At 66.5% G+C, this 25,575-nt stretch carries 22 protein-coding genes and 1 pseudogene; 8 read left to right on the top strand and 15 right to left on the bottom strand.

Features of this window, described 5'->3' with window-relative positions; genetic code table 11:
* Window positions 1-84: 84 nt before the first annotated feature.
* Entirely contained in the window at window positions 85-954 is an 870-nt protein-coding gene (locus MBENS4_RS12120; protein ID WP_159108055.1) for a helix-turn-helix domain-containing protein, read from the top strand.
* Here the strand turns inward: MBENS4_RS12120 and MBENS4_RS12115 are convergent.
* On the bottom strand, window positions 883-2,199 hold the full coding sequence (locus tag MBENS4_RS12115) for an MFS transporter (protein WP_159108054.1): 1,317 nt from the start codon (window positions 2,197-2,199) through the stop codon (window positions 883-885). The two genes, MBENS4_RS12120 and MBENS4_RS12115, sit on opposite strands and share 72 nt — an antisense overlap.
* A 199-nt stretch (window positions 2,200-2,398) precedes the next feature.
* Here MBENS4_RS12115 and MBENS4_RS12110 point away from each other — a divergent pair, with 199 nt between their 5' ends.
* Window positions 2,399-3,259, top strand: a complete 861-nt coding sequence (locus MBENS4_RS12110; protein WP_039391032.1) for an isocitrate lyase/PEP mutase family protein — start codon at window positions 2,399-2,401, stop codon at window positions 3,257-3,259.
* Between the two features lie 70 nt (window positions 3,260-3,329).
* Here the strand turns inward: MBENS4_RS12110 and MBENS4_RS12105 are convergent, their stop codons facing one another.
* Window positions 3,330-4,061: a cupin domain-containing protein gene (locus tag MBENS4_RS12105; RefSeq protein WP_039391030.1), complete on the bottom strand. Its 732-nt coding sequence runs from the start codon at window positions 4,059-4,061 to the stop codon at window positions 3,330-3,332.
* Window positions 4,062-4,237: 176 nt separating this feature from the next.
* On the opposite strand from MBENS4_RS12105, the gene MBENS4_RS12100 reads away from it, so the two are divergent.
* Both MBENS4_RS12100 and MBENS4_RS24130 read left to right on the top strand, forming a co-directional pair.
* Entirely contained in the window at window positions 4,238-4,981 is a 744-nt protein-coding gene (locus tag MBENS4_RS12100; RefSeq protein ID WP_144400904.1) for a cupin domain-containing protein, read from the top strand.
* Window positions 4,978-6,285: an SDR family NAD(P)-dependent oxidoreductase gene (locus MBENS4_RS24130; RefSeq protein ID WP_052322231.1), complete on the top strand. Its 1,308-nt coding sequence runs from the start codon at window positions 4,978-4,980 to the stop codon at window positions 6,283-6,285. Before MBENS4_RS12100 ends, MBENS4_RS24130 begins: the two co-directional genes overlap by 4 nt.
* 114 nt (window positions 6,286-6,399) lie before the next feature.
* On the opposite strand, the gene MBENS4_RS12090 is transcribed toward MBENS4_RS24130, so the two are convergent.
* The 4 genes from MBENS4_RS12090 to MBENS4_RS12075 form a co-directional block, all read right to left on the bottom strand.
* Entirely contained in the window at window positions 6,400-8,733 is a 2,334-nt protein-coding gene (locus MBENS4_RS12090) for a TonB-dependent receptor (RefSeq protein WP_039391017.1), read from the bottom strand.
* 270 nt (window positions 8,734-9,003) lie between these two features.
* Window positions 9,004-9,570 (bottom strand): cysteine hydrolase family protein, encoded by a 567-nt coding sequence (locus tag MBENS4_RS12085; RefSeq protein ID WP_052322230.1) that lies wholly within the window; start codon window positions 9,568-9,570, stop codon window positions 9,004-9,006.
* Window positions 9,571-9,580: 10 nt separating this feature from the next.
* The gene (locus MBENS4_RS12080) at window positions 9,581-11,746 is read right to left on the bottom strand and encodes a TonB-dependent receptor (RefSeq protein WP_039391016.1); all 2,166 of its coding nucleotides are present in this window, start codon (window positions 11,744-11,746) and stop codon (window positions 9,581-9,583) included.
* A gap of 68 nt (window positions 11,747-11,814) precedes the next feature.
* The gene (locus tag MBENS4_RS12075) at window positions 11,815-13,527 is read right to left on the bottom strand and encodes a thiamine pyrophosphate-binding protein (protein ID WP_039391008.1); all 1,713 of its coding nucleotides are present in this window, start codon (window positions 13,525-13,527) and stop codon (window positions 11,815-11,817) included.
* Window positions 13,528-13,726: 199 nt separating this feature from the next.
* Here MBENS4_RS12075 and MBENS4_RS12070 point away from each other — a divergent pair, with 199 nt between their 5' ends.
* From MBENS4_RS12070 to MBENS4_RS12055, 4 genes are all read left to right on the top strand, one after another.
* Complete coding sequence (locus tag MBENS4_RS12070) at window positions 13,727-15,037, top strand: MFS transporter (RefSeq protein WP_039391007.1); 1,311 nt, start codon at window positions 13,727-13,729, stop codon at window positions 15,035-15,037.
* A gap of 284 nt (window positions 15,038-15,321) precedes the next feature.
* On the top strand, window positions 15,322-16,704 hold the full coding sequence (gene fumC / locus MBENS4_RS12065) for a class II fumarate hydratase (protein ID WP_039391005.1): 1,383 nt from the start codon (window positions 15,322-15,324) through the stop codon (window positions 16,702-16,704).
* A gap of 104 nt (window positions 16,705-16,808) precedes the next feature.
* Complete coding sequence (locus MBENS4_RS12060) at window positions 16,809-18,221, top strand: SLC13 family permease (protein ID WP_039391003.1); 1,413 nt, start codon at window positions 16,809-16,811, stop codon at window positions 18,219-18,221.
* Between the two features lie 69 nt (window positions 18,222-18,290).
* Window positions 18,291-18,995, top strand: coding sequence for an HAD family hydrolase (locus MBENS4_RS12055; protein ID WP_242404883.1), 705 nt, complete (start codon window positions 18,291-18,293; stop codon window positions 18,993-18,995).
* 36 nt (window positions 18,996-19,031) lie between these two features.
* Here the strand turns inward: MBENS4_RS12055 and MBENS4_RS12050 are convergent, their stop codons facing one another.
* The 9 genes and pseudogenes from MBENS4_RS12050 to MBENS4_RS12010 all read right to left on the bottom strand — a co-directional run bounded on the left by MBENS4_RS12050 (window position 19,032) and on the right by MBENS4_RS12010 (window position 25,547).
* The gene (locus MBENS4_RS12050) at window positions 19,032-19,511 is read right to left on the bottom strand and encodes a hypothetical protein (RefSeq protein ID WP_039391001.1); all 480 of its coding nucleotides are present in this window, start codon (window positions 19,509-19,511) and stop codon (window positions 19,032-19,034) included.
* A gap of 120 nt (window positions 19,512-19,631) precedes the next feature.
* A complete protein-coding gene (locus MBENS4_RS12045) occupies window positions 19,632-20,165 on the bottom strand; it encodes a J domain-containing protein (RefSeq protein ID WP_039391000.1) in 534 nt (177 codons plus the stop codon).
* Between the two features lie 164 nt (window positions 20,166-20,329).
* A pseudogene (pal, locus tag MBENS4_RS12040) lies at window positions 20,330-20,871 on the bottom strand (peptidoglycan-associated lipoprotein Pal).
* A 125-nt stretch (window positions 20,872-20,996) separates the two neighbouring features.
* Complete coding sequence (gene tolB / locus MBENS4_RS12035; protein WP_039390998.1) at window positions 20,997-22,391, bottom strand: Tol-Pal system beta propeller repeat protein TolB; 1,395 nt, start codon at window positions 22,389-22,391, stop codon at window positions 20,997-20,999.
* Between the two features lie 2 nt (window positions 22,392-22,393).
* The gene (locus MBENS4_RS12030) at window positions 22,394-23,302 is read right to left on the bottom strand and encodes a TonB C-terminal domain-containing protein (RefSeq protein WP_039390996.1); all 909 of its coding nucleotides are present in this window, start codon (window positions 23,300-23,302) and stop codon (window positions 22,394-22,396) included.
* 16 nt (window positions 23,303-23,318) lie between these two features.
* On the bottom strand, window positions 23,319-23,774 hold the full coding sequence (locus MBENS4_RS12025; protein WP_039390994.1) for an ExbD/TolR family protein: 456 nt from the start codon (window positions 23,772-23,774) through the stop codon (window positions 23,319-23,321).
* Between the two features lies 1 nt (window position 23,775).
* Window positions 23,776-24,486 (bottom strand): protein TolQ, encoded by a 711-nt coding sequence (gene tolQ, locus MBENS4_RS12020; protein WP_039390992.1) that lies wholly within the window; start codon window positions 24,484-24,486, stop codon window positions 23,776-23,778.
* Entirely contained in the window at window positions 24,455-25,027 is a 573-nt protein-coding gene (locus tag MBENS4_RS12015) for a YbgC/FadM family acyl-CoA thioesterase (protein ID WP_340140817.1), read from the bottom strand. Before MBENS4_RS12015 ends, tolQ begins: the two co-directional genes overlap by 32 nt.
* 142 nt (window positions 25,028-25,169) lie before the next feature.
* A complete protein-coding gene (locus tag MBENS4_RS12010; protein ID WP_039390991.1) occupies window positions 25,170-25,547 on the bottom strand; it encodes a histidine triad nucleotide-binding protein in 378 nt (125 codons plus the stop codon).
* Between the last annotated feature and the right edge of the window lie 28 nt (window positions 25,548-25,575).

The following is a 25,575-nucleotide window of genomic DNA, read 5'->3' as shown; positions in this document are numbered from 1 at the left end:
CGCCAGGCGGTGGATCGGCTTGACTCAAAGTCGCTTTCGGCAAACTTTTTTGATCCAGATCAATGCAGCAACCGCGAGATGCCCGTGCCTGAATTCGTCGCTTCGCCCGCCGCGTCCCCCGCCGGAACCGAGCCCTTCCGGGGCAAGGACGTGATCCAGTCGCTCTCGCGCTCGATCAACGTGATCCAGGCCATCAACCGCTACGGATCGCTGGGCCTCACCGAAATCTCGAGCGCGGCGGGTATTCCCTATCCGACCGCCTATCGCATCGTGAACACCTTAATCGAGGAAGGCCTGATCGAGCGCGAACCGACCCGCAAGCGGTACCGCCCGACCGCGCTTATCCAGACGCTCTCGTGCGGTTTCCAGAACCATGATCGCCTGGTGAACGTGGCGCGCCCCTTGATCCAGGGCTTTACGCGCGATCACCACTGGCCGCTCAGCGTCGTGACCCGGGTGGGAAGCAAGATGGTGGTGCGCGATTCGACCAGCACGCAGACCACGCTCACCTTCAACAACTACTACCCCGGCTGGCAGGTGCCTTTGCTGGCGTCGGCCTCGGGGCAGGTCTTCTTCTCGTTCTCGGACGAGGCCGAACAGGCCGAGCTGCTCTCCCAGTCGCAGCGCATCCACGAGCCGCTCGACACCGTGATCCTGCGCGACTTCCAGAGCGGCAAGGCGCAGGTCCGCATCCGCGAATGCGGCTATGCAGCGGTCGCGCGCACGCCCTATTCGGCGACGCCGGGCAAGACCTCCTCGATCGCGGTGCCGATCTTCGATGGGTGCGGCGATCTGCTGGGCGCGCTGGCCTTCGTCTACTTTGCCAATTCGATGCCGCTCAGCCAGGCCATCGAACGCTACCTGGAACCCATGCTCGGGGTCTCAGCCAGGATCGCCGACGGGCTCTTCGCGATGGGCAACGGCATGCCCGCCTTCGACGAGGCGGCGGAATAGGAAGGCTGCCAGCGCTGCGCCGGCAATGAGCGCGGCGCAGATCAGAAAGCCCGGGCGGTAGCTGCCGAACAGGTCGAACAGCCGCCCCGCCACGAACACGCCCGAGCCCGACGCGATCGATTCAAAGACGATGAAGGCGCCCGTCATCTGGCCCAGCCGTGGTCCGGCAAACGAATTGGCGATGACCACCTGGGTCAGGACGTAGCACCCGGCCCACCCTGCGCCGAGCAGCACCAGCCCTACAAACGCGATCATGGGCCCGCCAAGGCTGAGCAGCAGGGCGCCTGCAAGCAGCAGCATCTGCTGCGAATTCCATACCCGGTTGGTCCCCCAGCGCTCCGCCGCCGCGCCCACCAGCACCTTGCCGAACAGGCCAGTCAGGAACACCAGCGTCATGCCGAGCGCCGCCATGCGCGCGCCAAGACCGATATCCTGAAGGTAGAGGAAGAGGTTGAGCAGGAACGCGGTCGAGGCGAAGAACGTCCCGAACGTCGCCACCAACAGCAGCGCCAGCGCCAGGCGATGGCGCGGAACCTGCGCGAACGCGCCGAGCAGCGGTCCCGACCTCGCCGCCGCAACCGGCATCTCCTCATGCCTGTTCGGCCTCGGAGAACGCACCAGCACGGCGGCCACCGGCAACAGCGCGAGCGGGATGATGGCCGCCGCGCGCAGGACACTGCGCCAGTCCGCCTGCTCCAGTGCGAAGACCGCGAGCGAGGGGAAGATCGCCGCGCCGATGCTCGTGCCCGAAAGCGCAATCGAGGTTGCCAGTGTGCGCAGACCCAAAAACCGCGCGCGCACCATCAGCACCACGATCACCACGTGCGAGGAGGCAAAGGACAGCCCCAGCAGCCCATAGAGCGCATAAATCTGCCCGATGCTGCGCGCATGGCCATAGGCGGTGAGCGTAATCGCCAGGAGCACGAGGCCCGCCAGCACGATCCGCGAGGGGCGCACACGCGCGGTCAGAAAACCGATGGCCAGCCCCGACACCCCGGCCGAAAGCAAGAAGATCGTCTCGCGCAGCTTGAGCGCGCCGCGGCTGATGCCAAGGTCCGCCAGAATCGCGCTGTCGAGCGCGGGCAGGTCCGAGGTAATGATGCCATGGCACACGGTCATCACCATGAGCAGCCCGGCAATGAGGGCCCAGGCCCCGGCATCGGGCATGGCGTCAGGCTGCACTTGGGGCGCCTGCGTGCCGTCATTGGGGACAACGCGCGAAACAGGGACGGGCTTCTGGGTCATGTCCGGAGCGTGCCGCGCACGGCCGCCCTTGACCATCGCGCGCGTCCCGTCTCATCCGCAATACGGATAGACTGCCCTATCCCGGTTGTGGCGCATCCTGCGAAACCGCAGCCGAAGTGCAAAGCCACGCCCCTGTTTCCTGCCCTCGCGCCGTGCCCTTGCGTCGTGTCCGGGCAGAGCGAAGATAAAGGAAGACACGATGCAGGACACCCGCCTCTACGACATGGTCAAGTCCGGCCAGTTCGTCACGGCCCCCGGCATTCAGGACATGATCACCGCCGTCATCGCGCGCAAGGTCGGCTTCGATGCCGTCTACGGCAGCGGCTACTGGCTGACCGCCAGCGGCCTGGGCCTGCCCGATGCGGGCATTGCCTCGGTCACGCAGATGGTCGACCGTATGGAAAAGCTGGTCGAGAGCGCCAAGACCCCGGTCATTGCGGACGCCGACACCGGCTTTGGCGGCCTGCTCAACGTGCACCACACCGTCCTTGCCTATGAGAAGGCGGGCGTTGCCGCGATGCAGATCGAGGACCAGGAATTTCCCAAGAAGTGCGGCCACACGCCCTTCAAGCGGGTAATCCCCGTCGAGGACATGGTCGAGAAGATCAAGGTCGCCTGCGACGCGCGCAAGGATGAGAAGTTCCTCATCATCGCGCGCACCGACGTGATGCAGAGCGGCGGCTACAACGCCGTGGAAGACCGCATGGGCGCCTTTGCCGAAGCGGGCGCGGACATCCTCTTCCCCGAGGCGCTGACCAACACCGACGACATGCGCCGCATCTGCCAGACGATCGACACGCCGATGCTTGCCAACATGGCCGATGGTGGCCTCACCCCGATCCGTCCGGTCAGCGAGCTGGAAGAGCTCGGCTTCAAGATGGCGATCTTCCCGGCCATGACTTCGCTGGTCGCCGCGCGCGCGGTCGAGGTTTCGCTGCAGCGCCTCAAGGAAACCGGCACCAGCCTCGAAGGCCCCGAACTCTTCGACTTCAAGGAGTTCTGCGAGCTGATCGGCTTCGACAAGGTCTGGGAATTCGAACGCAAGTGGGCAAAGGACTGAGCCTGACCCCATAGTTGCGGACGAAGTCCGAACACGAAACGCCCCGGCCACCCCGCCGGGGCGTTTTCGTTTAAGCCAGGTGCAGGTCCCAAGGGCCGTCGTGCCATTCCAGGAGCATGCAGCCCCCCTCGGTCCGCTCATTGAAACCGTGGATCGAGCGCGCCGGGTTCCACAGGAACGAGCCCGCCTTCATGGGCCGGGTGTCGTCGGGCTGGATATCGCCCTCGATGCAGAAGATTTCCTCCTCGACCGGGTGCCAGTTGCCCCCGCCCACGCCGCCAAAACGCGGCGGCACCTTCAGGAGGCGCGTATCCGCCCCGCTGCGCGGGTCGAGCCAGAGGACGCGGCGCTCGAAGCCATCGAGCCGGCGCCCCTCGATCACCGGCACGAACGGATCGATCGCGCGGCAATCCGCGTGCAGTACCGGTTCGGGCGAGGTGCCTTCGACGGGCGCATCGACGATGACGATCCACTCGCTGTCGGCCAGCACCTCCACGTCCAGCGGCCGGTCGCCGGGCAGCACCGCGAAGCCGCAAGGCCCGAGCAGGCTCTTGCCAATGCGGACCTGCCCCTCGAGCACGAAGAGCTGGGTCAGGGCCCCATCGGCCCGCGCGCTCGTCGCCTGCCAGCCCTGCGCGGGTGTGGCCAGCGCGCTGCGCAGGCTCCCGTCGGCCAGACGGCGCAGGACCAGGCCCGGCAGCGCGGTCCCATCCCAGAGCGCCAGGGCCTCAGGCACGAGGTCCGCGCGGTGGACGCACTGCGAGATATCGTAGGCGAGTTCGGGGGTGTCTTCAGCGCTCACAGCTCAATCCTTGCACAACCGGATGGGACACGCGAGACTGCCCGCGGCATGGCGCAGGCCCCAACCCCTGCCCCGCGGACATCCGCCATGCGGAGGCTCGCCCGGCCCTTGCTGGAGGGCGCGCCGACGATCTGAAACCCTCCCACTCTGAACACGCTTTTCAAAAAGGGACCGTCATGAGGCCACGCGTAGTCGATCTGAGGGTGGACGAACTCGACTGGGAACCGCTCGGCCCGCCCGGGCTCTATTCCCGCCTGCTCAGCCGCGATCCGGAGACGGGCGCGCGCACCGCGCTCCAGCGCATGGTTCCGGCCGATGGTTACACCGCGCCCGATACCGCCCACTACCACCACACCTACGAGGAGCTGCTGGGCGTCTCGGGGCGCTTCAGCTTCGATGGGCGCAACTGGGTCGAAGCAGGCGCCTACCTGTTCCACCCGCCGCGCACCGTTCACGGCTTTGCCAGCACCGTACCTGAGGAATCGACCTTTCTCTCGCGCGTCGGGCGCCAGCTCGACTTCAACTTCGTGCCCGAGCCTGAGCAGGACGACCTCTACCTTGCCGAAGGTGCCTTGCCCCCACGTGCGCCTGTCGCGCTGGAGAAGGGCGCCGCATTGCAAGGGTTTGCGCCCAGCCGGTTCCTCGGGGCGGACGTGGAGGCTCGCGTCCTCAGCGTCGATCCCGAGACCGGTGAGGGCAGTGCCTTCGTCCGCCTTCCGGCAGGCTGGCAATCGACAACCACGGCCCTTCCCCACTACCTGGAAATCTTCGCGACTTCGGGGGGCATCGGCGTTGACGGCGCAGCGACCGCGCCCGGCCGCACCTATTTCTTCTACCCGGCCGAAGATCGCATCAACACGCTGGAGGCCGCAGAGCCGACGCTGGCCTACGTCAATTTCGGCGGTCCGGTGGGCCTGTGAAGAAGGCCCTCATTCTCAACGCCGCGAGCCCGGAAGGTGCCCACGCGGCAACCGCGCTTGCCGACCATGACCTCACCATCCTCGACACGGGCCTGCCCGACCAGGCGGCCTGGGAGGACTTTGCCGCGAAGGCCGAGGCGCAAGGACTGCGCTTCGACACCATCGTTCATTGCCCGCGCGGCGGTGAAGGCCTGGACGGTGTCGAAAAGGAAATCCTCTCGGCCTGGCTGACCGCGAAGTTTGCCAACCGGATCTGCGCGTCCGGCGAACCAGCGCTCATCTCCCTCCTGCGCCGTGCGGACGGCCCCGCCGCCATCGATACCGATGCCGCCGCGAACGGCATCCGCTACGCCACCTGGTCGGCCATGCTCGATGCCTCCCGGCGCGGTGTCCACCTGCGTTCGAACCGGCTGACCCTTTCGCCGGACACAGCGCCTGCGCAGATCGTCGCTGCGCTGCAGATGCTCACCGATACGCGCGCCAGCTTCGTTGCAGGCGCCGACATCGCGCTGGAACCCGCACCCGATGCGAAGGCCACGACCTCGCTCGCCGGGAAGGCCATTCTCGTCACCGGGGCGACCTCGGGCATCGGGCGCGCCAGCGCCATCGAGATCGGACGCCAAGGCGGTTTCGTCTTCGTGGGCGGGCGCAAGCCCGACCTTGCCGAGGAAACGCTGGCCCTCGTGCGCGAAGCCGGGGGCGACGGGGCCTTCATCCGCCTCGACGTGACCGACGCAAACGCCTGGGAGGCCGCCGCTGCGACCATTCGCGAGACGCAAGGTGCGCTTCACGGCCTCGTCAACAATGCGGGCGAGGCCAAGAACCTGCCCATCGAGGACCTTGACGAGGACGTGCCGCGCTTCCTTGTCCATCTCAACTACGGCGGGTGCCGCAGGGGCATGGACGCCCTGCTCCCACTTCTCGAGGCAGGACATGGTTCGGTCGTCAACGTGGCGAGCGTTGCAGGGATGCGCGCTGGCTTTGGGGGATCGGCCTATGGCGCCTCGAAGGCCGCGATGATCGGCCTTAGCCAAAGCTACGACCAGGCCATTGCAGGCCCCCGCAAGGTGCGCGTCAACGCCATCCAGCCCGGCCTGATCTGGAGCGAGAGCGTCACCGATTCCCTGGGCGAGGACGGCGCGCGCCAGTTCCGCGCGATGATCGAGGGCAAGACGCCGATCGGGCGCGTGGGCACACCCGACGAGGTCGGGCGCTTCGTCGCCTTCCTCGTCTCCGATGCCGCCGCCGGGATCCACGGCCAGGCACTGCCGGTCTCGGGCGGGCTCGAACTCGTCCACCCCTGAGCGGGACACCCTGTCTGCACGAAAAGAGGGGCGCAGAGTCATCAGACGCTGCGCCCCTTCGCACGTCCCGATCCGGCCCGGGGAGGGACATGGTCCCGGGCCGGAAAGAGAAACTCAGAAGTTCTTGATGAAGCGGATGCCCCCGGTGCGGCGCGCGGGTGCGGTGATGTATTCGCCGTTCGAGGTGGAGGGGTTGAACAAGCCCCAGAAGCGGCTGAAGTCGGGCGTCAGATCGTTGAAGATGTTGTTCACGTAGACAAGCGCGGTCCAGCTGCCGCCCTTGAGGCCGATCTGCGCGTCGGCGGTGAACTTCTGGTCCAGCTTCACGCGGTTGTCGAAGCGCGCGAAACGCGAACTGCGGTAGTTGCCCGTGCCCTCGATGAAGCCGTCGAGTTCACCCGTAAGCGGCGCCTCGATGTGGACCATGCCCGTTGCCGAATGGCGCGGCACGAGGGGGACGCGGTTGCCCCCGAACTGGCGATCCACCCCAGCGGGCGAGGGGAATACGTCACGCGCGGCGAAGTCCTTGAACTTGGAATCGGTGTAGGCGTAGCTGCCGCTCAGCGTCAGCCAGTGGAACGGGGTCGCGTTCACGCCCAGTTCGGCGCCCTTCACCTCAGCCTTGTCCGCGTTGATGATGTAGTTGAGCGTCACGGCCGAGGAATTGGGGCATTCCGGCTCGGGCCCCTGCGCGCTGAGCGAGCCATAGCACACGGTCGTCACCTGCAGGTCCGACCAGTCCGAATAGTAGACGTCGGCCTCAAAGTTGAGGTCGCCATTGAGGAGACTACCCTTCACGCCCAGCTCGTACGTCCAGATCGATTCCTGGCCGAATGGGCGCAGATCGTCGCGCACCTGGCCGGTGTTGAAGCCGCCCGGCTTGGAGCCCTTGGCCGCGCTTGCGTAGATGTTGAGGTCGGGCGAGACCTTCCAGGCTGCGCTCACACGCGGAAGCCAGGCATCGAAGCTGGTCTTGCCGCGAAAATCGATCTCGTTCGCGCCGGTCAGGAACAACAGGTTGACCCCGGTCGTCGCGGCGGCCGAGATGACCTCGTGGTTGTAGCGCAGTTCGCCCGTCACCGTCAGCGCGCGGGACAGGTCGAACTCGACCGAGCCGAAACCGGAATAGGTGTTGGTGTTCAGACGGTTGACCCGCCCGGGAATGTCGGCGCGGGTGCTGGTGATGAAGGGACGCGCACCCAGGAAACGCGAATAGTCCACTTCCTCGTAGTTCTCGTCGAAGACATAGCCGCCCACCATCGCGCGGATCGGCCCGCCATCGTAGCTCAGGCGCAGGTCCGAGCTGATCTGCTGCAGGTCATTGTCGAAGTCGAAGATGCCCACGCACACCATCGAGAGGCAATTGACCAGTCCGCCGCCCAGATCGACGCCCTGCGGCTCGTTCTGCGGCTCCTTGTCGAAATCGAACTCCAGCCGTCCCTTGGTGCGGTTGTAGCCCGAGAGCGAGTTGAGCACGAAGCCGTTGCCGAAGTCATACTCCAGGTCGAGCACGCCGCGGTAGGTCTCGGAATTGTTGCCGGCGTAGCGGTGGTCCGAGGACATGTTGACCTCGTCGGGGTCGAAAGTCTCCTCGGTGATCGTGTTGACGCCGTAGAGCGAGGTATCGGGGCGCTGGATTACATACCCTGCGCCCGGTCCGGCGTTGCTGTTGAGATAGCTGCCCCGGATCTTGCCGGTGAAGGCGCCGCTCTCGATCAGCACGGTGCCGCCCACGCCGTAGTTGCGGCTGGCATCAAGCCCCTGCCCGTTGCCCGGATTCTTGTAGAAACCGGAAAAGTTGCTGTAGGTCGCCGAAAGCTTGGCCGCGACAACATCGCCGATGACGGGGCCGGTGACGTGCGCGGTGGCTTCCTGCTGGCCATAGGCGCCCAGGCCGAAGTTGAACGTGCCGCCCGGCGTGAACTCGGGGTCCTTGCTCACGAAGCTGATGGCGCCTGCAAAGGCGCTGCGCCCGAAGTAGACTGTCTGCGGGCCCTTCACCACCTCGATGCGGGCGATATCCATGAGCGCGGTCGCGTTCTGGTTGCCGCCTCCGCCCACGGTCGTGTTGAGCGATACGCCGGTGGTGTCGATGCCATCGACGATCATGGCGACGTTGGAGCGCCCCTCGATCAGGGCAATGCCGCGAAGGCTGGGGCGGATGTCGGCGGGCGAGGCACCGGTGTCGAACTGGAGCCCGGGGGTCATCGCCGCGACGCTGTTCATGTCGCGCACACCCTTGCGCGCGATGGTGTCCTGCGAGACGACGTTGATCGCGACCGGAATGTCCTGGAGCGATTCCTCGCGGCGGCGCGCGGTCACCACGATATCGCCGCCCGCCGAGGCGCCTGCCGGGCGCTCCTGCTCCTGCGCCTGCGCGGAGGGCGCCAACAGTGCGGCCGCGGCCATCGAGCCGAGAGAACATGTCTGGAGAAGCTTGCCGATCATCGTGAGAACCCCCTGGGCAGATTTTTGTGTCGGCCGCGAGGCTAGGTTCCCAATCACCAGTCGGACAATTTCGGCAGGTCAAAGCATCCGCATTGCGGCAAGGCAATTCAGGTCTGGGTCGCAGATTACGAAGGAAAGCGGGGGATGATCTGTCCGCATCGCGGATATCGCGGTCTGCCTGCCCGGTACTCCAGAACCAAAAGAGGGCGCGGCCCCTGTGGAACCACGCCCTCTCCTGGATACCAGACCGGCCCTTGCAGGCCAGCAGCCTCAGTCCGCGAAGCTGACCTTCGCCGCCTCGGTAATTTCGCAAAGACCGCCGAAGGCCTGGAGTTCGGCTTCGTGCGCCTCGAGCGACCCGGCCGAGCAAGCATCCGCGATGACCTTGACCAAAAGGCCGCGATCATGCGCCTCGCGCACGGTCGAGCTGACCGCCAGCGTGGTCGACAGGCCGGTCACGTAAAGCTCGGTCACGCCGTGCTTTTCCAGTTCATCATCGAGGATCGTCTTCCAGAATGGGCTGATCTGGTGCTTGAGGATGATGGCTTCGCCCTCGGCCGGGGTCAGCGCGGACACGAAATCGACACCCGGCGTCCCCAGCTGGAGCGCGCCCGAACCCTTGAAATTGGCGAAGAGCGGCGAACGCTCGGGTGCCTCGGGCAGGTCGGGGGCGCTGAACGCGACCCTGACGTGCCCGACCGCAATACCGGCCTTGCGCGCCTTCTCCAGAACGCTGGCCGCATTGGCCACCACGTTGCGGCGGGCCAGCTCGCCCGCCATCGGGTCATGGCTGGTCAGGTCGTTGATGAAGTCGATCAGAATCAGATATTTGCTCACGTGGACGTCCTTAATAGCTGAACCTCACCGAAACCTTCCAGGTCCGCGGATCGCCGGGGCTGCGGATGCCGTAGGCGCCCAGCACGTTGCCGTAGACGTAGTAGTCTTCCTTGAGGAGGTTGGCGACCGAGAAGCGCAACTCGATATCGCTGTCAACCGGCGGCGCCCAGCCGACATAGGCGTTCACGAGTTCATAGTCGGGCATGTAGGTGATCGGCGCATTGGTGCCGCCAAGGTACTTGCCGCCCATGTAGGAATAGTCGGCGCCAACCAGAAGGTCGCCCAGCTTCTCGTCCGGCACCCGGCCCGAGAAGCCTGCACTGCCCTGCCAGTGCGGCACGTTGGGCAGGCGCGTCGCGCCCGAGGACGCTGCCGAACTCGCCGGATCGATGTCGAGATACTTGTCATCGTTGTAGGAGCCCGAGGCGAACAGGTTCCAACCCGGCAGCGGCGAATAGGAGAACTCACCCTCGATCCCCTGCACCCGCGCCGTGCCTGCGTTCTGCGTCAGCGAGGAGCCCGCCACGATCACGTTGGTCTGGATATCGCTGAAATCGTTGCGGTAAGCGGCGAGGTTGAGGTGTCCGCGCCCGTCCAGGAACGAGGTTTTGAGACCCACTTCATAGGCCCACACGGTCTGCGGGTCGAAGCCGTTCTCGTAGTTGGTCGGATTGGCGAGCGCGAGGTAGTTGAACCCGCCCGCCTGGAAGCCGCGCGAGACGCTGGCATAGGCGAGGATATCCGGGGTCGCCTGCCAGTCGAGGCCGAACTTGGGCGTCCAGGATTTGGCCTTGCGGGTCGCGTCGATGGCGCCGTAGGTCCGGTCCTCGGGCACCGTCGTCAGGTTGTTCTGCTGGTAACCTTCCACCGACTTGGTCTCATGCGTATAGCGCAGGCCCGCCGTTGCCGAGAGCGTGGGTGTCAGGTCGTAGGTCAGCTGGCCATAGGCGGCGTAGCTGGTGGTCTTCATGTCGACCAGCTGGGGCATCAACTGATAGAGGTTCAGGAGATAGTCGCTCCGCCCCTGATGGCCCTTCTCGCGGAAGTAGTAGAGCCCGGCGATGTAGTGCAGCCGGTCCCCGACCGCATCGCCCAGGATCTGCAGTTCCTGCGAGATCTGGGTGCGCCCGGCTTCCGATTCCAGCCGGTCGAAGCCCAGCGCATAAGGACCATCAACGGTGTTGGTCGGCTGCCCGGCGGTGGTGTCGGCCAGGAACTCCTGCTCGTTGCGCACGACGCCGGTGATCGACTTGATCGTCGCCCCGCCCACATCGTAGCTCAGCGTGAGATCGCCGCCATAAGTCTCGACATCGCCGTAGCCATCAATCGGGCCGACATACGTGTAGGGATCGGAGGCTGCGGGCTCGAGCGTCACCGGGTCGGTAGCCAGACCCACCGATCCATCGTTCTTTGCGCGCGAATAGAAAGCCGAGGCGTTGAGCCCGAACGGCCCGCCCCCCGTATAGGCCAGCGCCACGCGCCCGCCGTACTCGGTCGCCTTGCCATAGTCGTCGCGGCCGAGCGCCGGGGCGCTGAAATAGCCATCACGGTCGTAGAAATTGCCGCTGGCAAGCACCGCCCAGTCGTCCGACAGTGCGGTCGAGACCGTGCCCTTGAGCCGCACCATGTCGTAGGCACCCGCCTCGGCCTGCAGCGAGCCGAAGCTGGTGCCGTCCGGCTTCTTGGTCACGTACTTGATCGCGCCCGTCAGCGTGTTGCGGCCATAGAGCGTGCCCTGGGGCCCGCGTAGCACCTCGATGCGTTCAAGGTCCGCCAGGTCCAGGTTCGCGCCCGTCAGGCTCGCGAAGTAGAGATCATCGATATAGAGGCCGACCGCGGATTCGTAGCCCACCCAGGTGCCCGCGTTCTGCCCGGCGCCGCGCATGAAGATGGTGAGCGTGGTGGGATCGACGGTGCCCTGCGTCACGCTGAGGCTGGGCGTCACGCGCTGCAGGTCGGCCGTGCGCTGGATCTGGAGATCCTGCAGCGCCTGTTCGCCAAGCGCCGTCACCGAGATCGGCGTTTCCTGGAGCGAGCTTTCGCGACGCTGGGCCGTGACGACGATGTCATTGCCATACGCGCTGGTTTCAGCGGGCGGTGCCTGTTCCTGTGCCAGCGCGGGCGATGCCGCCAGCATCGCGGTTCCGGCCAGCAGCCATCTGGAAGCCTTGGTCATGTCTTTCTTCCCCGAAGTCATTATCTTGATAGTTTTGCTGAAAGTGGGGCCCTCAGTGCCCCGGCCACTCAATGACCAGGGATGTCCTCGAACAGGACCATCCCCAGCAGCGGCTCGGTCTTGCGGATGCGCCCGCCTTCCGGATCGACGCGCACGTCGATGAGGCTTGGGCCCATGCGCGCCAGCGCCGCGGCGAGCGCGGCATCGAGCTCACCCTTCGTCTCCACGCGTTCCCCATGTCCGCCAAAGGCACGCGCAATCGCGGCATAGTCGGACTGGCCAAGGTCGGTGTTGATCGCGCGCCCATAGGCCAGCGTCTGGCCGTGGTATTCGGTGCCCCACTTGCCGTCGTTCGAGACGAGGACGAGGAGCGGCAGAGCCGAGCGCGCCGCGGTGTCCAATTCGGCCAGGAAGAAGCCCAGCGACCCATCGCCTGTCACCAGCGTGACGGGCACCGGATCGCGCGCCTCGCGCCGCGCGGTTTCGGCCTCGGCCGCGGCCATGCCGATGGCCAGTGGAAAAGCCGCTCCCATCGCGCCGAAAGGCAGCAAATCGGCGTAGGAACGCGGGGTGTGGACCCGCATGCAGGCGTGGGTGAAGTTCATCGAATCCGCGCCATCGCAGACAAGCACCCGCTCGGGCGGCAGGACGCGATCAAGCGCGGCGCCGATGGAGGCAGGATGGAGGTCCTCGCCATAGTCGGCGAGCAGGCCCTCCACGCACGTGGCACGGGGCTCCAAGGCCTGCGCGATCCAGCTCGGATCGCGGCGGAAATCCTGCGCCTGCAAGGTTTCGCCAAGCGCTGTCAGCGTGCGCGCCGGATCGGCCAGCACCGCCAGTTCGACAGGGACATTGCGCCCAATAGCCTCGGCGCTGGTGTCGAGATGGATGAAGCGGGCCTCGGGCGCGAAGCGCGGCGCCAGGCCATAGCCGAACCACATGTTCATCCGCGCGCCGACCACCAGCACCAGGTCCGCCTCGCACGCGGCGCGCTGCGCGTAGGGCCAGGGATATCCGGTGGGGGCGATCTCGGGGACGAGCCCGCGCCCGAGGCCATTGCCCAGAACTGGAACGCCCATGCCTGCCAGCGCCTGCAGCGCCTCCCCGCACGGCGACAGGGCCGCCCGGTTGTCCGTCACGATGATCGGACGGCGCGCCTCGGCCAGCATCTGCGCCATCGCCGTGATCTGCTCGTCCTGCGCGCCGGGCAGCGTGGGCACCGTGACCGGCGCGCGCGGCGCGCTCGTGGTCTCACGGGTCAGGAAATCGAGCGGCAGCACAAGCAGGGCCGGACCGGGCACGCCTTCATTGGCCGCCTTCATCGCCGCGTGGAAATACTCGCCCAGCCGGTCGGGTGAGGGTACCGTGCGGCTGAACTTGAGATAGGGGGCGGTCATCTCGTGACGGTCGACGGCATAAGGCACGGAGGGTTCGACCCAGCTGTCGGGAAAGCGCGTCGCGATCACGACCAGCGGGCTTTCGGCCTGCGCGGCGGTCATCAGCGCGGTCATCGCGTTGGCCAGCCCCTGCTCGGCCACGATCAGCGCAACACCGGTGCGGCCCGAGCGGCGGGCATAGCCATCGGCCCCGCCCACGGTCCCGCTTTCGTGCCGTCCGCCAACGATGGAAACGCCCCGCTCTTCCAGCGCGAACAGAAGCGGAGCGTGAGTCGCCCCGGCGAGGGCAAACACCGTTTCGGTGCCGGATTCGCAAATACCCTGGGCCAGGTATTGGGCGCAGGTCCGGGCCGGTTCGGGCGTGGAGGAGAGGTCCTTGGTCATGCCTCCAAGAGACCGCAATGCCGGGAAATGATCGAACCTCGGACAGACCTTTGTTCGGATCGCGGATGTTTTGCCCGGTCAGGCTCGTCCCACAAGGTAGCTCAGGTAGCCTCCCTGCCTGCCGAACGGTGGCCCCGCCACCTCTGCCCCCCGGGGAGACACCCCGCTCACACACGGCCGACAAGGGTGAAGTTGAACAATGAATAGTGCGGAACACCAAAGCTCCGACGCACAGCCAGGCAGCCTCGCCGAATTCCGCGCAGGGTGGCGGCCTCTGGTCGCCTGCGCCTTTGGCCTGGGCCTGGGCCTCTCCCCCATCGCGCCCTACACCTCGGGCATCATGGCGACCGCGCTCGAAGGTGAATTCGGATGGTCGCGCGCCGATATCCTGGGCACGCTGATGCTCGCGCCCATCGCGCTGGTCTTCCTGGGCGCCTATGTCGGGCGTCTGGTGGACCGGCTGGGGCCGCGCAAGGTCGCGCTTGTCTCGACGGCAGGCCTGGGCCTTGCCCGGCTGCTTATCGCGCTCATCGGCGGCCAGCTCCTGACGTTCTATGCCGCCTGGGCGGTGCTCGCCGTCATTTCGCTGGGCACCCTGCCGATGACCTACGCCAAGGTCATCAACGCCTGGTTCACGCAGTCGCGCGGCCTGGCGCTGGGTCTCGCGCTCGCCTCGACCGGTGCCACCGGCGCGGCGATCCCGTTCCTGCTCAACGCCGCCCTGGAGGCGTTCGGCTGGCGCGGGGGTTACCTGCTCCTCGCTGCCCTGCCGCTGGTGTTCGCGCTGCCAGTCCTCTTTGCCTGGCTGCGCCTGCCCGAAGCGCGGGCCCGCGCTGCCAGCAAGGCCCTTCCCCAGACCGGCATTGCCGTTCGCCAGGCCCTGCGCGGCTATCGCTTCTGGGTTCTGGCTGTCGGCTCGATGGCCCTTGCCTTCGGTGTCAGCGGCCTTCTGCCCAACCTCTTCCCGCTCTTGCTCGACCGCGGCGTGGACAATTCCACCGCCGCCTCCGCGCTCGCCGCACTGGCAATCAGCGTGACGGCGGGCCGTATTCTCTCGGGCTTCCTGCTCGACCGGATCTGGGCGCCGCTGGTCTGCGCCCTGCTCGTCATCCCGGCGACCTTCGCCCTCGTGCTGCTCGCCAATCCGGGGCTCACCGTGCCGGTCATGGTCGCCTCGGTCGTCACGCTGGGCCTGGTGGCCGGTGCCGAGTTCGATCTGGTTGCCTACATGACCGCCCGTTATTTCGGCCAGAAGCACTTCAGCGAGCTCTACGGCATCCAGTACGCCGCCTTCGGGCTTGGCGCGGGCTTCGCGCCAGCCTTCTACGGCGCCATGTACGACCGGTTCGGAAGCTACCAGCCCGAGATCATCCTCTCGATCGCACTGCTCCTGTTCTCGGTCGCGATTACCTTCGCGCTCGGCCGTTACCCGACCTCGTTCACCCCAGCCCCCGAGGCTGCGGAGCCCCGGGCCTCGGCCCACCCGGCAGGGGAACCCCGGACAGCCTGAGCCGCCTCTCCCCGGCTTGGATGCACCCCGAGTGCCTTTCCAATTAGGGGTTAACGCGGATTTTTATTCGCTGTGCGGATTTTTTGGAGCGCTATACTGGTTAGCGATCACACCCGCCGGTAGGCCGTCATCAGTTTCTGAAATTCCCTCAGACTCTGACGACCTTTTCAGCCCCTGCAGCGCCTTTGCGCCGCGGGGGCTTTTTTTGGCCCCCCGTGCAATCGCGCCAGGGCTCCCTACCTTGAGGGGACCCCACCCGCGCCACCACCAAGGAGCCCATCCCCATGAAAACCCGCATGGAAAGCGACAGTCTCGGCGAAATCGCCGTGCCGCAGGACGCCTACTGGGGCGCCCAGACCCAGCGCAGCATCGCCAACTTCCCCTTCGGCGAGACCGAGCGCATGCCCATCGCGATCGTCCACGCCATGGCGCTGGTCAAGCAGGCCGCCGCCCGGGTCAACCGCCGCCATGGCCTCGACGACGCCCTCGCCGAGGCCATCGAACAGGCCGCCACCGAGGTTGTCGCAGGGAAGCTCGACGACCAGTTCCCCCTCGTCATCTGGCAGACCGGCAGTGGCACCCAGACCAACATGAACGTCAACGAGGTGATCGCGGGCCGCGCCAACGAGATCCTGACCGGGACGCGTGGCGGCAAGAGCCCGGTCCACCCCAACGACCACGTCAACAAGGGCCAGTCCTCGAACGACAGCTTCCCCACCGCCATGCATGTCGCCGCCGCGCGTGCGGCCCACGACACGCTGATCCCCGCGCTCGAGACACTGGAGGGCGCACTCCTCGCCAAGGCGGAGCGCTGGTCGGACATCGTCAAGATCGGCCGCACCCACCTCCAGGACGCGACGCCCGTTACGCTGGGGCAGGAATTTTCCGGCTACTACACCCAGCTGCGCCTTGCCCGCACCCGCACCTTGCCGATGATCGAGCACGGACTGTGCCGCCTCGCCATCGGCGGCACGGCGGTTGGCACCGGCCTCAACGCGCCCGAAGGCTTCGGCAAGGACGTCGCGGCCGAACTTGCCGAGCTGACCGGCCTGCCCTTCCACGCCGCGCCCAACCCGTTCGAGGCGCTGGCGAGCCACGACACCCTCGTCGAGTTTTCGGGACGCCTCAACACGCTGGCGGTCGCGCTCACCAAGATCGCAAACGACATCCGCTGGCTGGCTTCGGGCCCGCGTTCGGGGCTGGGCGAGATCGAGCTGCCCGCCAACGAGCCCGGGAGCTCGATCATGCCCGGCAAGGTCAATCCCACCCAGTGCGAGATGCTGACGATGGTCGCCGCGCAGGTCATCGGCAACCACCAGGCGATCACCGTGGGCGGTCTGCAGGGCGCATTCGAGCTCAATGTCTTCAAGCCCATGATCGGGGCGGCGGTGATGCGCTCGCTTCACTTACTGAGCGTGGGCATGAAGAGCTTCACCACCCGCTGCGTGGAGGGGATCGAGCCCAACCGCGCACGCATCGCCGAACTGCTGTCCAACTCGCTTATGCTGGTGACCGCGCTGGCCCCCGAGATCGGCTACGACAAGGCCGCGAAGATCGCCAAGCACGCGCACGAAAAGGGCCTCACCCTGCGCGCCGCCGCGCTCGAACTCGGCCTTGTCGATGCGGAAACCTTCGACCGCGTGGTGCGCCCCGAAACGATGGTCTGATCCGGCCGCATTCCCTCTCGCCTTGCAGCGCCCTTCGGGGCTAGGCTGCGTCCTGTGACAGGCCCACGAAGGGCCGCACGCGGGGTTAGAGGGGAGCGGCAAGGGTGAACAGCCGGACAATCGGACGCATCGCAGGACCGCTTCTGTTTGGCGCGGTCCTCATCGCGCCGCCGCCCGGCGGCATGGCGCAGGCCCCCTGGATCGTGGCCGGACTCGTCGTCTGGATGGCGACCTGGTGGATGACCCAGGCCATTCCCCTCACCGCCACCGCGCTCCTGCCCTTCCTGGTACTGCCCTTTGCCGGGATCATGAGCGCGGGGGAGACAGCCTCGGCCTACTACTCGCCCACGCTGTTCCTGATCCTGGGCGGGGCCTTCCTGGCGCTTGCCATCGAGCGCACCGGACTGCACCGGCGCCTTGCGCTGGCGCTCCTGGATCGGCTCGGCAGTGGGGGCGGGGCGCAGCGCCTGCTGCTGGCCTTCATGATTGCCGCCGCGCTCCTTTCCATGGCGATTTCGAACACCTCGACCACGCTCATCATGATGCCGATGGCCGTGGCCGTACTGGAAGCGGGCGGCATGAAGAGCGAGGACACGCGCGGCCTGTCGGGCGCGCTGCCGATGGGGATTGCCTTTGCCGCGTCCATCGGGGGCCTCGGCACGCTCGTGGGATCGCCCACCAACGCGATTGCCATTGCCCTTCTCGATTCGATGATCGGGGTAAAGATCAGCTTCGCGACCTGGAGCCTCATCGGCGTGCCCGCCGTGGTCCTGGGCATTCCGATGGCCGCCTGGATCATCGCGCGCGTACAGGGTGCCTCCACCGGCACCTTTCGCATCGGCGCGGCGCGGCGTGCGATTGCCGTGGAGCCCCGCTGGTCGAGCGCCGAGCGCCGCCTCCTCCCGCTTGTTGCCCTCGCCTTCACGCTGTGGATGACGAGCCCGCTGCTGCGCCCCTATCTGCCCGCAGGAGCGCTGAGTGATGGCACCATCGCCATCGGCGTCAGCCTGCTTCTCTTCCTCCTGCCCGACGGCGCGGGACGCGCGCTCCTATCCTGGGAAGAAGCCAACCGCGCGCCCTGGGACGTCATCATGATGTTCGGCGGGGGCCTGGCCCTCGCCGCCGGGATGGGCGCCTCCGGGCTCGACGACTGGCTGGGGCGTTCGCTCCTCCCGCTTTCGGCGGTCCCGCTTCCCCTCGTGGCCCTTGCCATCACCGCGATGGTGATCCTCATCACCGAATTTGCCAGCAACGTCGCAACGGCAAGTGGCATCATGCCGGTCGTGGCCAGCCTCACCGTCGCGCTGGGCGCCGATCCTCTGCTGCTGGCAATGCCTGCCGCGCTTGCGGCCAGCTGGGGCTTCATGCTGCCCTCGGGCACGGGGCCCAACGCGATTGCCTGGGCGACGGGACGGATCGCGCTTCCCAGCATGGTGAAGGCCGGCTTCTGGCTCGATCTCGCGGGCGCGCCGATGATCGTGGCCGTGGTCTGGCTGGTCCATGCGCTGCTGCGTTGAAAGGCACAGGTGCAATACCTAAGTCTGCGGCATTCCTCCCCCTTTTCCCGACAGACAGGAACGCCCCTCGTGACATCTACCGCGCCGACCGATGCGCCCTCGCGCCTGCCCGAAGCTCCCTTCCGGCCCGAGGCGATCATCTTCGACATGGATGGCACCCTGCTCGACACCGAGAGCCTCTACCGCCGTTCCCAGCGCGAGGCAGCCCATGCGCTCGGACATGACCTGCCCGAGGACCTCCACCGCCAGTTCGTGGGCGTCCACCGCGAGGTCAACGACCTGCACCTCCAGCGCCTGTGGGGCGAGGACGCTGACGTCGCCGCCTTCAACGCCCACGCCGACAAACTGTTCAATGAGCTGTGGCGCGCCGATCTTCCGCTGCGCCCCGGTGCCCGCGAACTGCTCGAGGCGCTTACCGAGACCGGCCTCCCGCTGGGCCTGTGCACGTCGACGCGCAGTCCGCTCGCGCAGGAGAAGCTGAAGGTCGCAGGATTCCTCGACCTCTTCGCCTCGATCGTCACCCTGAACGATGTCGCGCAGCCCAAGCCCCATGCCGAGCCCTACCTGCTGAGCGCCCGCAATCTGGGTGTCGATCCGCAGCGCTGCGTGGTCGTGGAAGATTCGCCCAACGGCCTTCGCGCAGGCGCAAGCGCGGGCATGACCGTCCTGCTCGTTCCCGATCTCCTCGCGCCCACGCCCGAGACGCGCGCGCTTGCCCACGCTGTGCTGCCCGATCTGCACTCGGTGAAAGAGTGGATAATCGCGGCCCTGTAAACGACAGCCGCGTCCACGCCCCGGCAAAGCCGCAAGTCACTTCCTGTCGGCAGCGTAGGGGGCCAATGTCACCCCATGCCTTTTCAGGAAATCCGTGATCGACTGATCGATCTCTCCGGATTTTTCGATGTACCCATCTGAATCAGGGGCAAAATAGGTCTTTTCATCCGGCCTGACGATCTCGATCCTCGGCTCCGAACCATCGATGGTAACCTGCTCGACCTCGCCGCGCCGCTGTGCCGCGCGTGAAATGGACGCCTGTTCTTCACAGAACAGATCTACCGACGAAGGGCTGATGGCCTTCCTCTGCGAGGAGACGACCTTCTTTGACGATTTTTCGATCTGGATAAGCGCAAGGGAGGCATCCGTGCCATCCGAGTGCACATTCAGCCTGTACGCGTATGAAGAGTGCGCGGGATGGAATTCAGATGTGTATGTACACGAATCCACATCCTGCGCGCAGGCAGGCACCATCAGGAATGATGAAAGCGCCGCCACGACCACGCTCGTCTTCATGTGCCCCTCCCCGCAGACCTTGGCATTGCGCTTCTGGGCAGCACGGCGCCCAACAGTTTGAGCTCGACAGTTTCGGGAGCCCGAGGGCGATGGCCCTCGGAAATCGTCTTCTTTACCTCTTCACCCCTGCCACTCGCGCCGCTCTTCCGCCGCGCGCAGGACCTCGTAGGCGAGCTGGTAGGTCTGGAAGGCCTTGGCCGCTTCCGCATCGCCCGGCTTCACGTCGGGGTGAACTTCCTTGGCCTTGGTGCGCCAGGCCTTGCGCACCTCCTGAAACTCGGCGTCGGGATCGAGGCCGAGGACTTCAAGCGCGCGCAGTTCGTCCCGGCTGCGCGTCCCGTCACCCGAGCCACCCCAGCCGTAATGCGCCGATTCCTTGTAGCCGGCAGTCTCGGTCCATTCCTCGGACTCGCGCTTTTCGGCCTCTTCCTTGTCGAGCCCGGCAAAGTAGTCCCAGCCCGAGTTGTATTCGGCCGCGTGCTTCTGGCAGAAATACCAGCGATCCGGGCTGTTGGGACTCTTGGGCGCGGGGCAATCGCCGCGTTCGGTGCAGCCATGACGGTCGCAGATGCGCACTTGCGTCGCCTCGCGCGAGCTGCCGTAGCCGCCCCAGCGCGGGAAACCCCAGTTGTCGGATCGTTTTGCACGGGCCATTTCCCAGCCGTTACGCCTTCTCGCGGGCGCGATGCAAGTCTCTTGCGGCCGAGCCACCGGGCGGTGGGCACGAAAAAGGCCCGCCCGGCCCCGGCGTGCGCCGAAGGTCGGGCGGGCCTCTTCGCAAGACGCCTTCGCAAAGGCGTGCAGAGAAGCCGGGCCGATCAGTCGATGGTGACGGTCACCGCACGGCGGTTCTGCGCCCAGGCCTGCTCGTTCGAGCCCAGCGCCACCGGGCGCTCCTTGCCGTAGCTGAGCGTGGTGAGGCGGCTCGCCGCAACGCCCAGGCTGATCAGGTAGTTCTTGGCCGAGTTCGCACGGCGCTCACCCAGCGCGAGGTTGTACTCGCGCGTGCCGCGTTCGTCCGCATGGCCTTCGATCGTCGCACGCTTCTCGGGGTAGGTCATCAGCACTGCGCCTGCTTGGCGAGCGCCTGCTGGTCCATCGCGTCGATGTCGTACTTGTCGGTGTCGAAGTAGATCGTGTCATCGCCCATCATCTGCGCGGCGAAATCGGCCTGGCTTCCGGGACGCGGGCCCAGCGCCTCGCCCGAATCGGGCTGCGTGGTGGTGCGGGCCGGGCCGGGTTCGGGCGGCAGTTCCTTGGGCGCCTTCGAAGCGCAGGCGGACAGCGCCAGCGCACCTGCCACGAGAAGCAGGGTCGAACCGCTCTTCAGGTTTCGCGACATCGAGAGGGAAGAAGGCATTAAGGCAGTCTCCTGTGGTGCTCAGCCCATGAGCGGGCGGCGAACGAAGGTGGTGGGATCCTATCCCGGGCGCTGTCAACCGGATTGCGATTGCAAGGAGACAACGCCCTGGGAACAGAAAGGGTTCAGCGGCGGATCGGCCCCCAGGCCGGGTCGGACGCGCCCACCGGGGTGGGCAGCTTGCGTTCGTTGCGGCCGGTAAGATCGACCTGCCAGATGGTCGCCTCGCCCGAACCACGCTGGGTGCGGAAAAACTGGACGATGCGGCCGTTGGGCGACCAGGTCGGAGCCTCGTCCTGCCACGAATCGGTGAGGTAGCGCATGTTGCGGCCCGCAGGGCTCATCACCGCCACGCGCAGGTTGCCTGCAATATGGGTGAACGCGATGAGATCGCCGCGCGGGCTCCACTCGGGCGTCGCCGAGCGGCCGCCGAAGAAGCTGATGCGCTTCTGGTTGGTGCCGTCCGCGTTCATCACGTAGACCTGCTGCGAGCCCGAACGGTCGCTCTCGAAGACGATCTTGCTGCCATCGGGCGAATAGCTGCCGCCGATGTTGATGCCCGGGCCATTGGTCAGGCGCTCGGGCGTACCGCCACCGGCCGAGGTGATGCGGTAGATGTCGGTGCGCCCACCCTGCGACATCGAGAAGAGCACCCACTTGCCGTCGGGCGACCAGCGCGGCGCCATCGTCGGGTTGGTGGTGCGGAAGATCAGCTTCTGCGAATTGGTCGTCAGGTCATAGGCATAGACGCTGGGCTGGCCGTTCAGGTACGAAAGATAGAGGATCTTCGAATAGTCGGGCGAATAGCGCGGGGTCAGCGCCATGGCCTGCCCGCTGGTGAGGTAGCGGTGGTTCGCCCCGTCCGAATCCATGACCGCCAGGCGCTTCATGCGGTGGTCCTTGGAGCCGGTCTCGGCGATGTAGGCGATGCGCGAATCGAAGAACGGGCTCTCGCCCGAGAGGCGCGAATAGACCATGTCCGCGCACTTGTGTCCGGCCCGGCGCCAGTCCGACGGGGCAACCTTCCAGCCGCCCTTCTCCAGCGGCTGACCAAGCGCCACGTCGTAGAGGTAGCACCCCACGGTCAGCGTGCCGTCATTGCCTGCATGGACATAGCCCTGCACCAGCATGTCCGCGCCATTGCCCGACCACAGGCGGTAATTGGGCGCGCTCACCTCGCCGAACGTGGGGCGCGGCAGGCCGTCCGGCCCCGAGGGCTTGAACAGGCCATTGTTCTTGAGGTCGCCCGCCACCACCTGCGCGATTGCGTGGCCCAGTTGCCCGGTCGTACCCGCAGTGGTCTGCGTGGGCACATCGGCATCGGTCGCAAAGGTCGTGATGGCAATACCCAGGTCCTGCCATTCGCTGTCGTCCGAGACCGTCACTTCCAGGCCGTCGCTCTCCTGCGCCTCCTGGGCGGGCGCGGTGATTTCCGGCGTGAACGTCCCCGAGGACTGGGCCAGTGCCGGCCCCGAGGCGCAAAGCAGGAGGCCAAGAGCAAGAGCGGAAAGGGTCTTCATGGCTAGAGCCTTCTGTCAAAATTGGTGGTGACGACCTTCCACCCTTCGTACAGGTCGTCGGGAAGATTGAAAGGCGCGGCCAGCTTGACCGCGCGAATGGCCTGCTCCTGGTGGCGCGAGACCTGCGCCGCATTCGACGCGGTCTTGCCGCTGGTGGAGACAATCTGCGGTTCGCCGTCCAGCGTCCCGTCGGGCTTCAGGCGGAAGCGCACCTTGGTCACGAGCAATTCGGCATCGGCACCTTGCGGAGCCTGCCAGTGGGGCTTGAGCTGACGGCGAATCGCCGCGCCTAGCGCCGAGACCTGCTTGGGACCGATCGCGGCGGCGGGCGCCCCGCTCCCCGATTCCGAGGTACCACCCGAAACCCCGTCGAGGAAATTCGAGCTGACGCGGCTACCCCCCGCCTTCTTGGGTTCCGAAGTGGCCTTGGAACTGGAGGCGGTGGAGGGCTTTGCGCTCGGCTTGGAGACGATGTCGTCGATCGCGCTCGACTTGCGGCTGGGCGCAGCCTTGGGCTTGGGTTCGGCCTTCGCCGGTTCGGGCTTGGGCTTCGCCTTGGGGGCCGGCTTTGGCGCAGGTTTTGGCTTGGGTTCGGGCGCGGGCGGCGTCGGACGCGGCTCTTCGGGTTGCGGGGCGGGAGCCGGCTCGGCCGGTGTCTCGGGCTCAGGCAGCGCTTCGGGTGCGGGTTCGCCGAGCGTGGGCGCCATATCGGGTGCGGCCTGGCTGAAGGGATCGGGCGAAGTCGAGGTCATCCCCACCTCGTCGCTGATCGAGACCTCGATGCGTTCGGGGCGCGGCACGATCTCCTCGGGTGCCGGGCGCAGCAGCAGCACACCCAGAAGCCCCGCGTGGAGGACAACCGCCACGACGAGACCAACGCCTTCATCCTTTCGCAGTGCAAGCGATGCCATGGCCCGTGAACCTACGTCAGCTTCCTGAACCGCCGCTGACGTCGGTCACCAGCGAGATCGAGGTGAAGCCAGCTCGGTTGAGTTCGCCCATGACCCCCATGACGCGCCCGTAGTCGAGCGCCTTGTCGCCGCGCAGCGAAACGAGCGGCATCTTGCCGTCCGCGCCCGGCTGCACCGAAGCCAGGCGCTCGCCCAGTTCGCCCGCAGCCAGTTGCTGATCTTCGTAGAAGATGGCCCCGTCACGACGCAGGGTAATGGTGATCTGCTGGGTTTCCTCGGCCATCGCCTTGGCGCGGCTCTGCGGCAGTTCGATCGGCACGGCGGCCTTCAGAAGCGGGGCGGCCACCATGAAGATGATGAGCAGCACCAGCATGACATCGACCAGCGGGGTCACGTTGATCTCGGCCATGGGGGCGCGGCTGCGCCCACCCCGGCCGCGCCGTCCTCCGCCGCCGTTGAGGCCCATCGCCATCTCAGCGCGACTCCAGCTGGCGGGTCAGCGCGGCGTGGAGCTTGTCGGCAAAGCGCTGGAGGCGCGATTCGACCATGTTCACGCGGTGCGAGAAGCGGTTGTAGGCGATCACGGCAGGAATGGCGGCAAAAAGGCCGATGGCGGTCGCGAAGAGCGCCTCGGAAATGCCGGGAGCCACCACGGCGAGCGAGGAATTCTGCTGCTGACCGATCTGGAAGAAGCTGTTCATGATGCCCCAGACCGTGCCGAACAGGCCCACGAACGGCGCGACCGAGCCGACCGTTGCCAGGAAGTTCAGGCGGTTGGAGAGGTTCTCGGCCTCCTCGCCGACCGACGAGGTCAGCGCGAGCGCGATACGCTGGCGCGCGCCCTCGGCATCGAGCGTGGGAACCTGCGCGTTGCGGCGCCACTCGGCCAAGCCCGAGCCCGCGACCTTGCCCATCGGCACGTCGGCGCGGCGGCGCTCCTTCTGGAACGCCTCGAAGTTCTGGGCCTTCCAGAAGCCGTCCTCATACTCATCGCAGGTGCGGTTCACGCGGCCGATGCGGAAGGTGAAGGTGACAATGATGGTCCAGACCCAGACGCTAGCCAGGATCAGGCCCAGCATGATCGCCTGCACGACGATATCGGCATCGAGAAACAGGGTCACCGGATTGAGCCGGTCGCTGTCACCGGCAAAATCAAGCGTGGGGGCGAGCAGGTCGAGGATCATTCGTGTCCTTCCGGAGCGGATGCGGGCGTAATGGGGTGTACGGGTGAGAAAGTGGCGAAGGCCTGTTGCCAGCCTCGGGTTGACGGCGCGGTCGTCCATCACGGCCGATGAACCCGACCTTTACCACGCCCTCGGCCAGCTTGGTTTCCCCGCGCCAGGCGGTCTGGTGCAGGGTGCAGCGCACCTTGCCGACCTGCTGCGCGGTGGTGACGATGATGACGGTGTCCCCCAGCCGCGCGGGCGCGAGATAGCGGACATGGACTTCGGCCACGGTGTAGAGCCCCGAACCATCTTCCAGCGCGGCGCTCTGGTCGATGCCGAGCACCTCGAGCAGGTCCGAACGCGCGCGCTCGAACCAGGCGACGTAGTTGGCGTGGTAGACCACGCCGCCCGCATCGGTGTCGTCGTAATAGACGCGCAAGGGATAGTGGTGCGAGCCGCTGGCATCCTCGTTGCCGGAAGGAACGATGGTGCCGTTGACGGGCGCAAGCGAAGTCAGGGGAGGAGGGCTGGTCATCGTGCGCGGAGCAATAGCGCTCACATGATGCCCTGCAAAGAGAAGCTGCGTGTCACACGCGGCCTGAAGGGCAGATTGTGGTTGAAAGAGGCCCCGGCGTCCGGCCAGTCGCCCCCTTGCTGCGACGGCGCGTGCCGGGCGGTCCCGGCACGCACCGCAGAACGCGTCAGTCCGCGATCATCTGGAAGAACTGGCGGCCGCCGAAGATGTGGACGTGCAGATGCGGCACTTCCTGGTGCCCGGCCTGCCCCATGTTGACCATGAGGCGGTAGCCCGGCGTGTCGAGCTCCAACTGGCGCGTCACATGGCCGACCGCCCGCATGAAAGCCGCGATCTCGGCGTCGCCCGCCTTTGCGGTGAAATCGTCCCACGAGACATAGGCGCCCTTGGGGATCACCAGCACGTGGACGGGCGCCTGCGGGCGGATGTCGTTGAAAGCGAGCGAAACCTCGTCCTCGTAGACCTTGTCGCAGGGCAATTCGCCGCGCAGGATCTTGGCGAAGATGTTGGCGTCGTCGTAGGGCTGCTTGGGATCGATGGGCATGGACGTCTCCGGCGTGGAACGAACGTGA

The sequence above is a fragment of the Novosphingobium sp. MBES04 genome, from assembly GCF_000813185.1.
Classification (GTDB): domain Bacteria; phylum Pseudomonadota; class Alphaproteobacteria; order Sphingomonadales; family Sphingomonadaceae; genus Novosphingobium; species Novosphingobium decolorationis.
The sequence above is the reverse complement of the archived record's forward strand: the minus strand, read 5'-3'. Positions and strand labels throughout refer to the sequence as shown.

Bases quoted from the DNA above. Each gene is read 5' to 3' on its own strand.
- MBENS4_RS12115 (WP_159108054.1), bottom strand. From the start codon at position 2,199: ATGACCCAGAAGCCCGTCCCTGTTTCGCGCGTTGTCCCCAATGACGGC.
- MBENS4_RS12110 (WP_039391032.1), top strand. From the start codon at position 2,399: ATGCAGGACACCCGCCTCTACGACATGGTCAAGTCCGGCCAGTTCGTC.
- MBENS4_RS12100 (WP_144400904.1), top strand. From the start codon at position 4,238: ATGAGGCCACGCGTAGTCGATCTGAGGGTGGACGAACTCGACTGGGAA.
- MBENS4_RS12090 (WP_039391017.1), bottom strand. From the start codon at position 8,733: ATGATCGGCAAGCTTCTCCAGACATGTTCTCTCGGCTCGATGGCCGCG.
- MBENS4_RS12080 (WP_039391016.1), bottom strand. From the start codon at position 11,746: ATGACCAAGGCTTCCAGATGGCTGCTGGCCGGAACCGCGATGCTGGCG.
- MBENS4_RS12075 (WP_039391008.1), bottom strand. From the start codon at position 13,527: ATGACCAAGGACCTCTCCTCCACGCCCGAACCGGCCCGGACCTGCGCC.
- MBENS4_RS12070 (WP_039391007.1), top strand. From the start codon at position 13,727: ATGAATAGTGCGGAACACCAAAGCTCCGACGCACAGCCAGGCAGCCTC.
- fumC (WP_039391005.1), top strand. From the start codon at position 15,322: ATGAAAACCCGCATGGAAAGCGACAGTCTCGGCGAAATCGCCGTGCCG.
- MBENS4_RS12050 (WP_039391001.1), bottom strand. From the start codon at position 19,511: ATGAAGACGAGCGTGGTCGTGGCGGCGCTTTCATCATTCCTGATGGTG.
- MBENS4_RS12045 (WP_039391000.1), bottom strand. From the start codon at position 20,165: ATGGCCCGTGCAAAACGATCCGACAACTGGGGTTTCCCGCGCTGGGGC.
- tolB (WP_039390998.1), bottom strand. From the start codon at position 22,391: ATGAAGACCCTTTCCGCTCTTGCTCTTGGCCTCCTGCTTTGCGCCTCG.
- MBENS4_RS12030 (WP_039390996.1), bottom strand. From the start codon at position 23,302: ATGGCATCGCTTGCACTGCGAAAGGATGAAGGCGTTGGTCTCGTCGTG.
- MBENS4_RS12025 (WP_039390994.1), bottom strand. From the start codon at position 23,774: ATGGCGATGGGCCTCAACGGCGGCGGAGGACGGCGCGGCCGGGGTGGG.
- tolQ (WP_039390992.1), bottom strand. From the start codon at position 24,486: ATGATCCTCGACCTGCTCGCCCCCACGCTTGATTTTGCCGGTGACAGC.
- MBENS4_RS12010 (WP_039390991.1), bottom strand. From the start codon at position 25,547: ATGCCCATCGATCCCAAGCAGCCCTACGACGACGCCAACATCTTCGCC.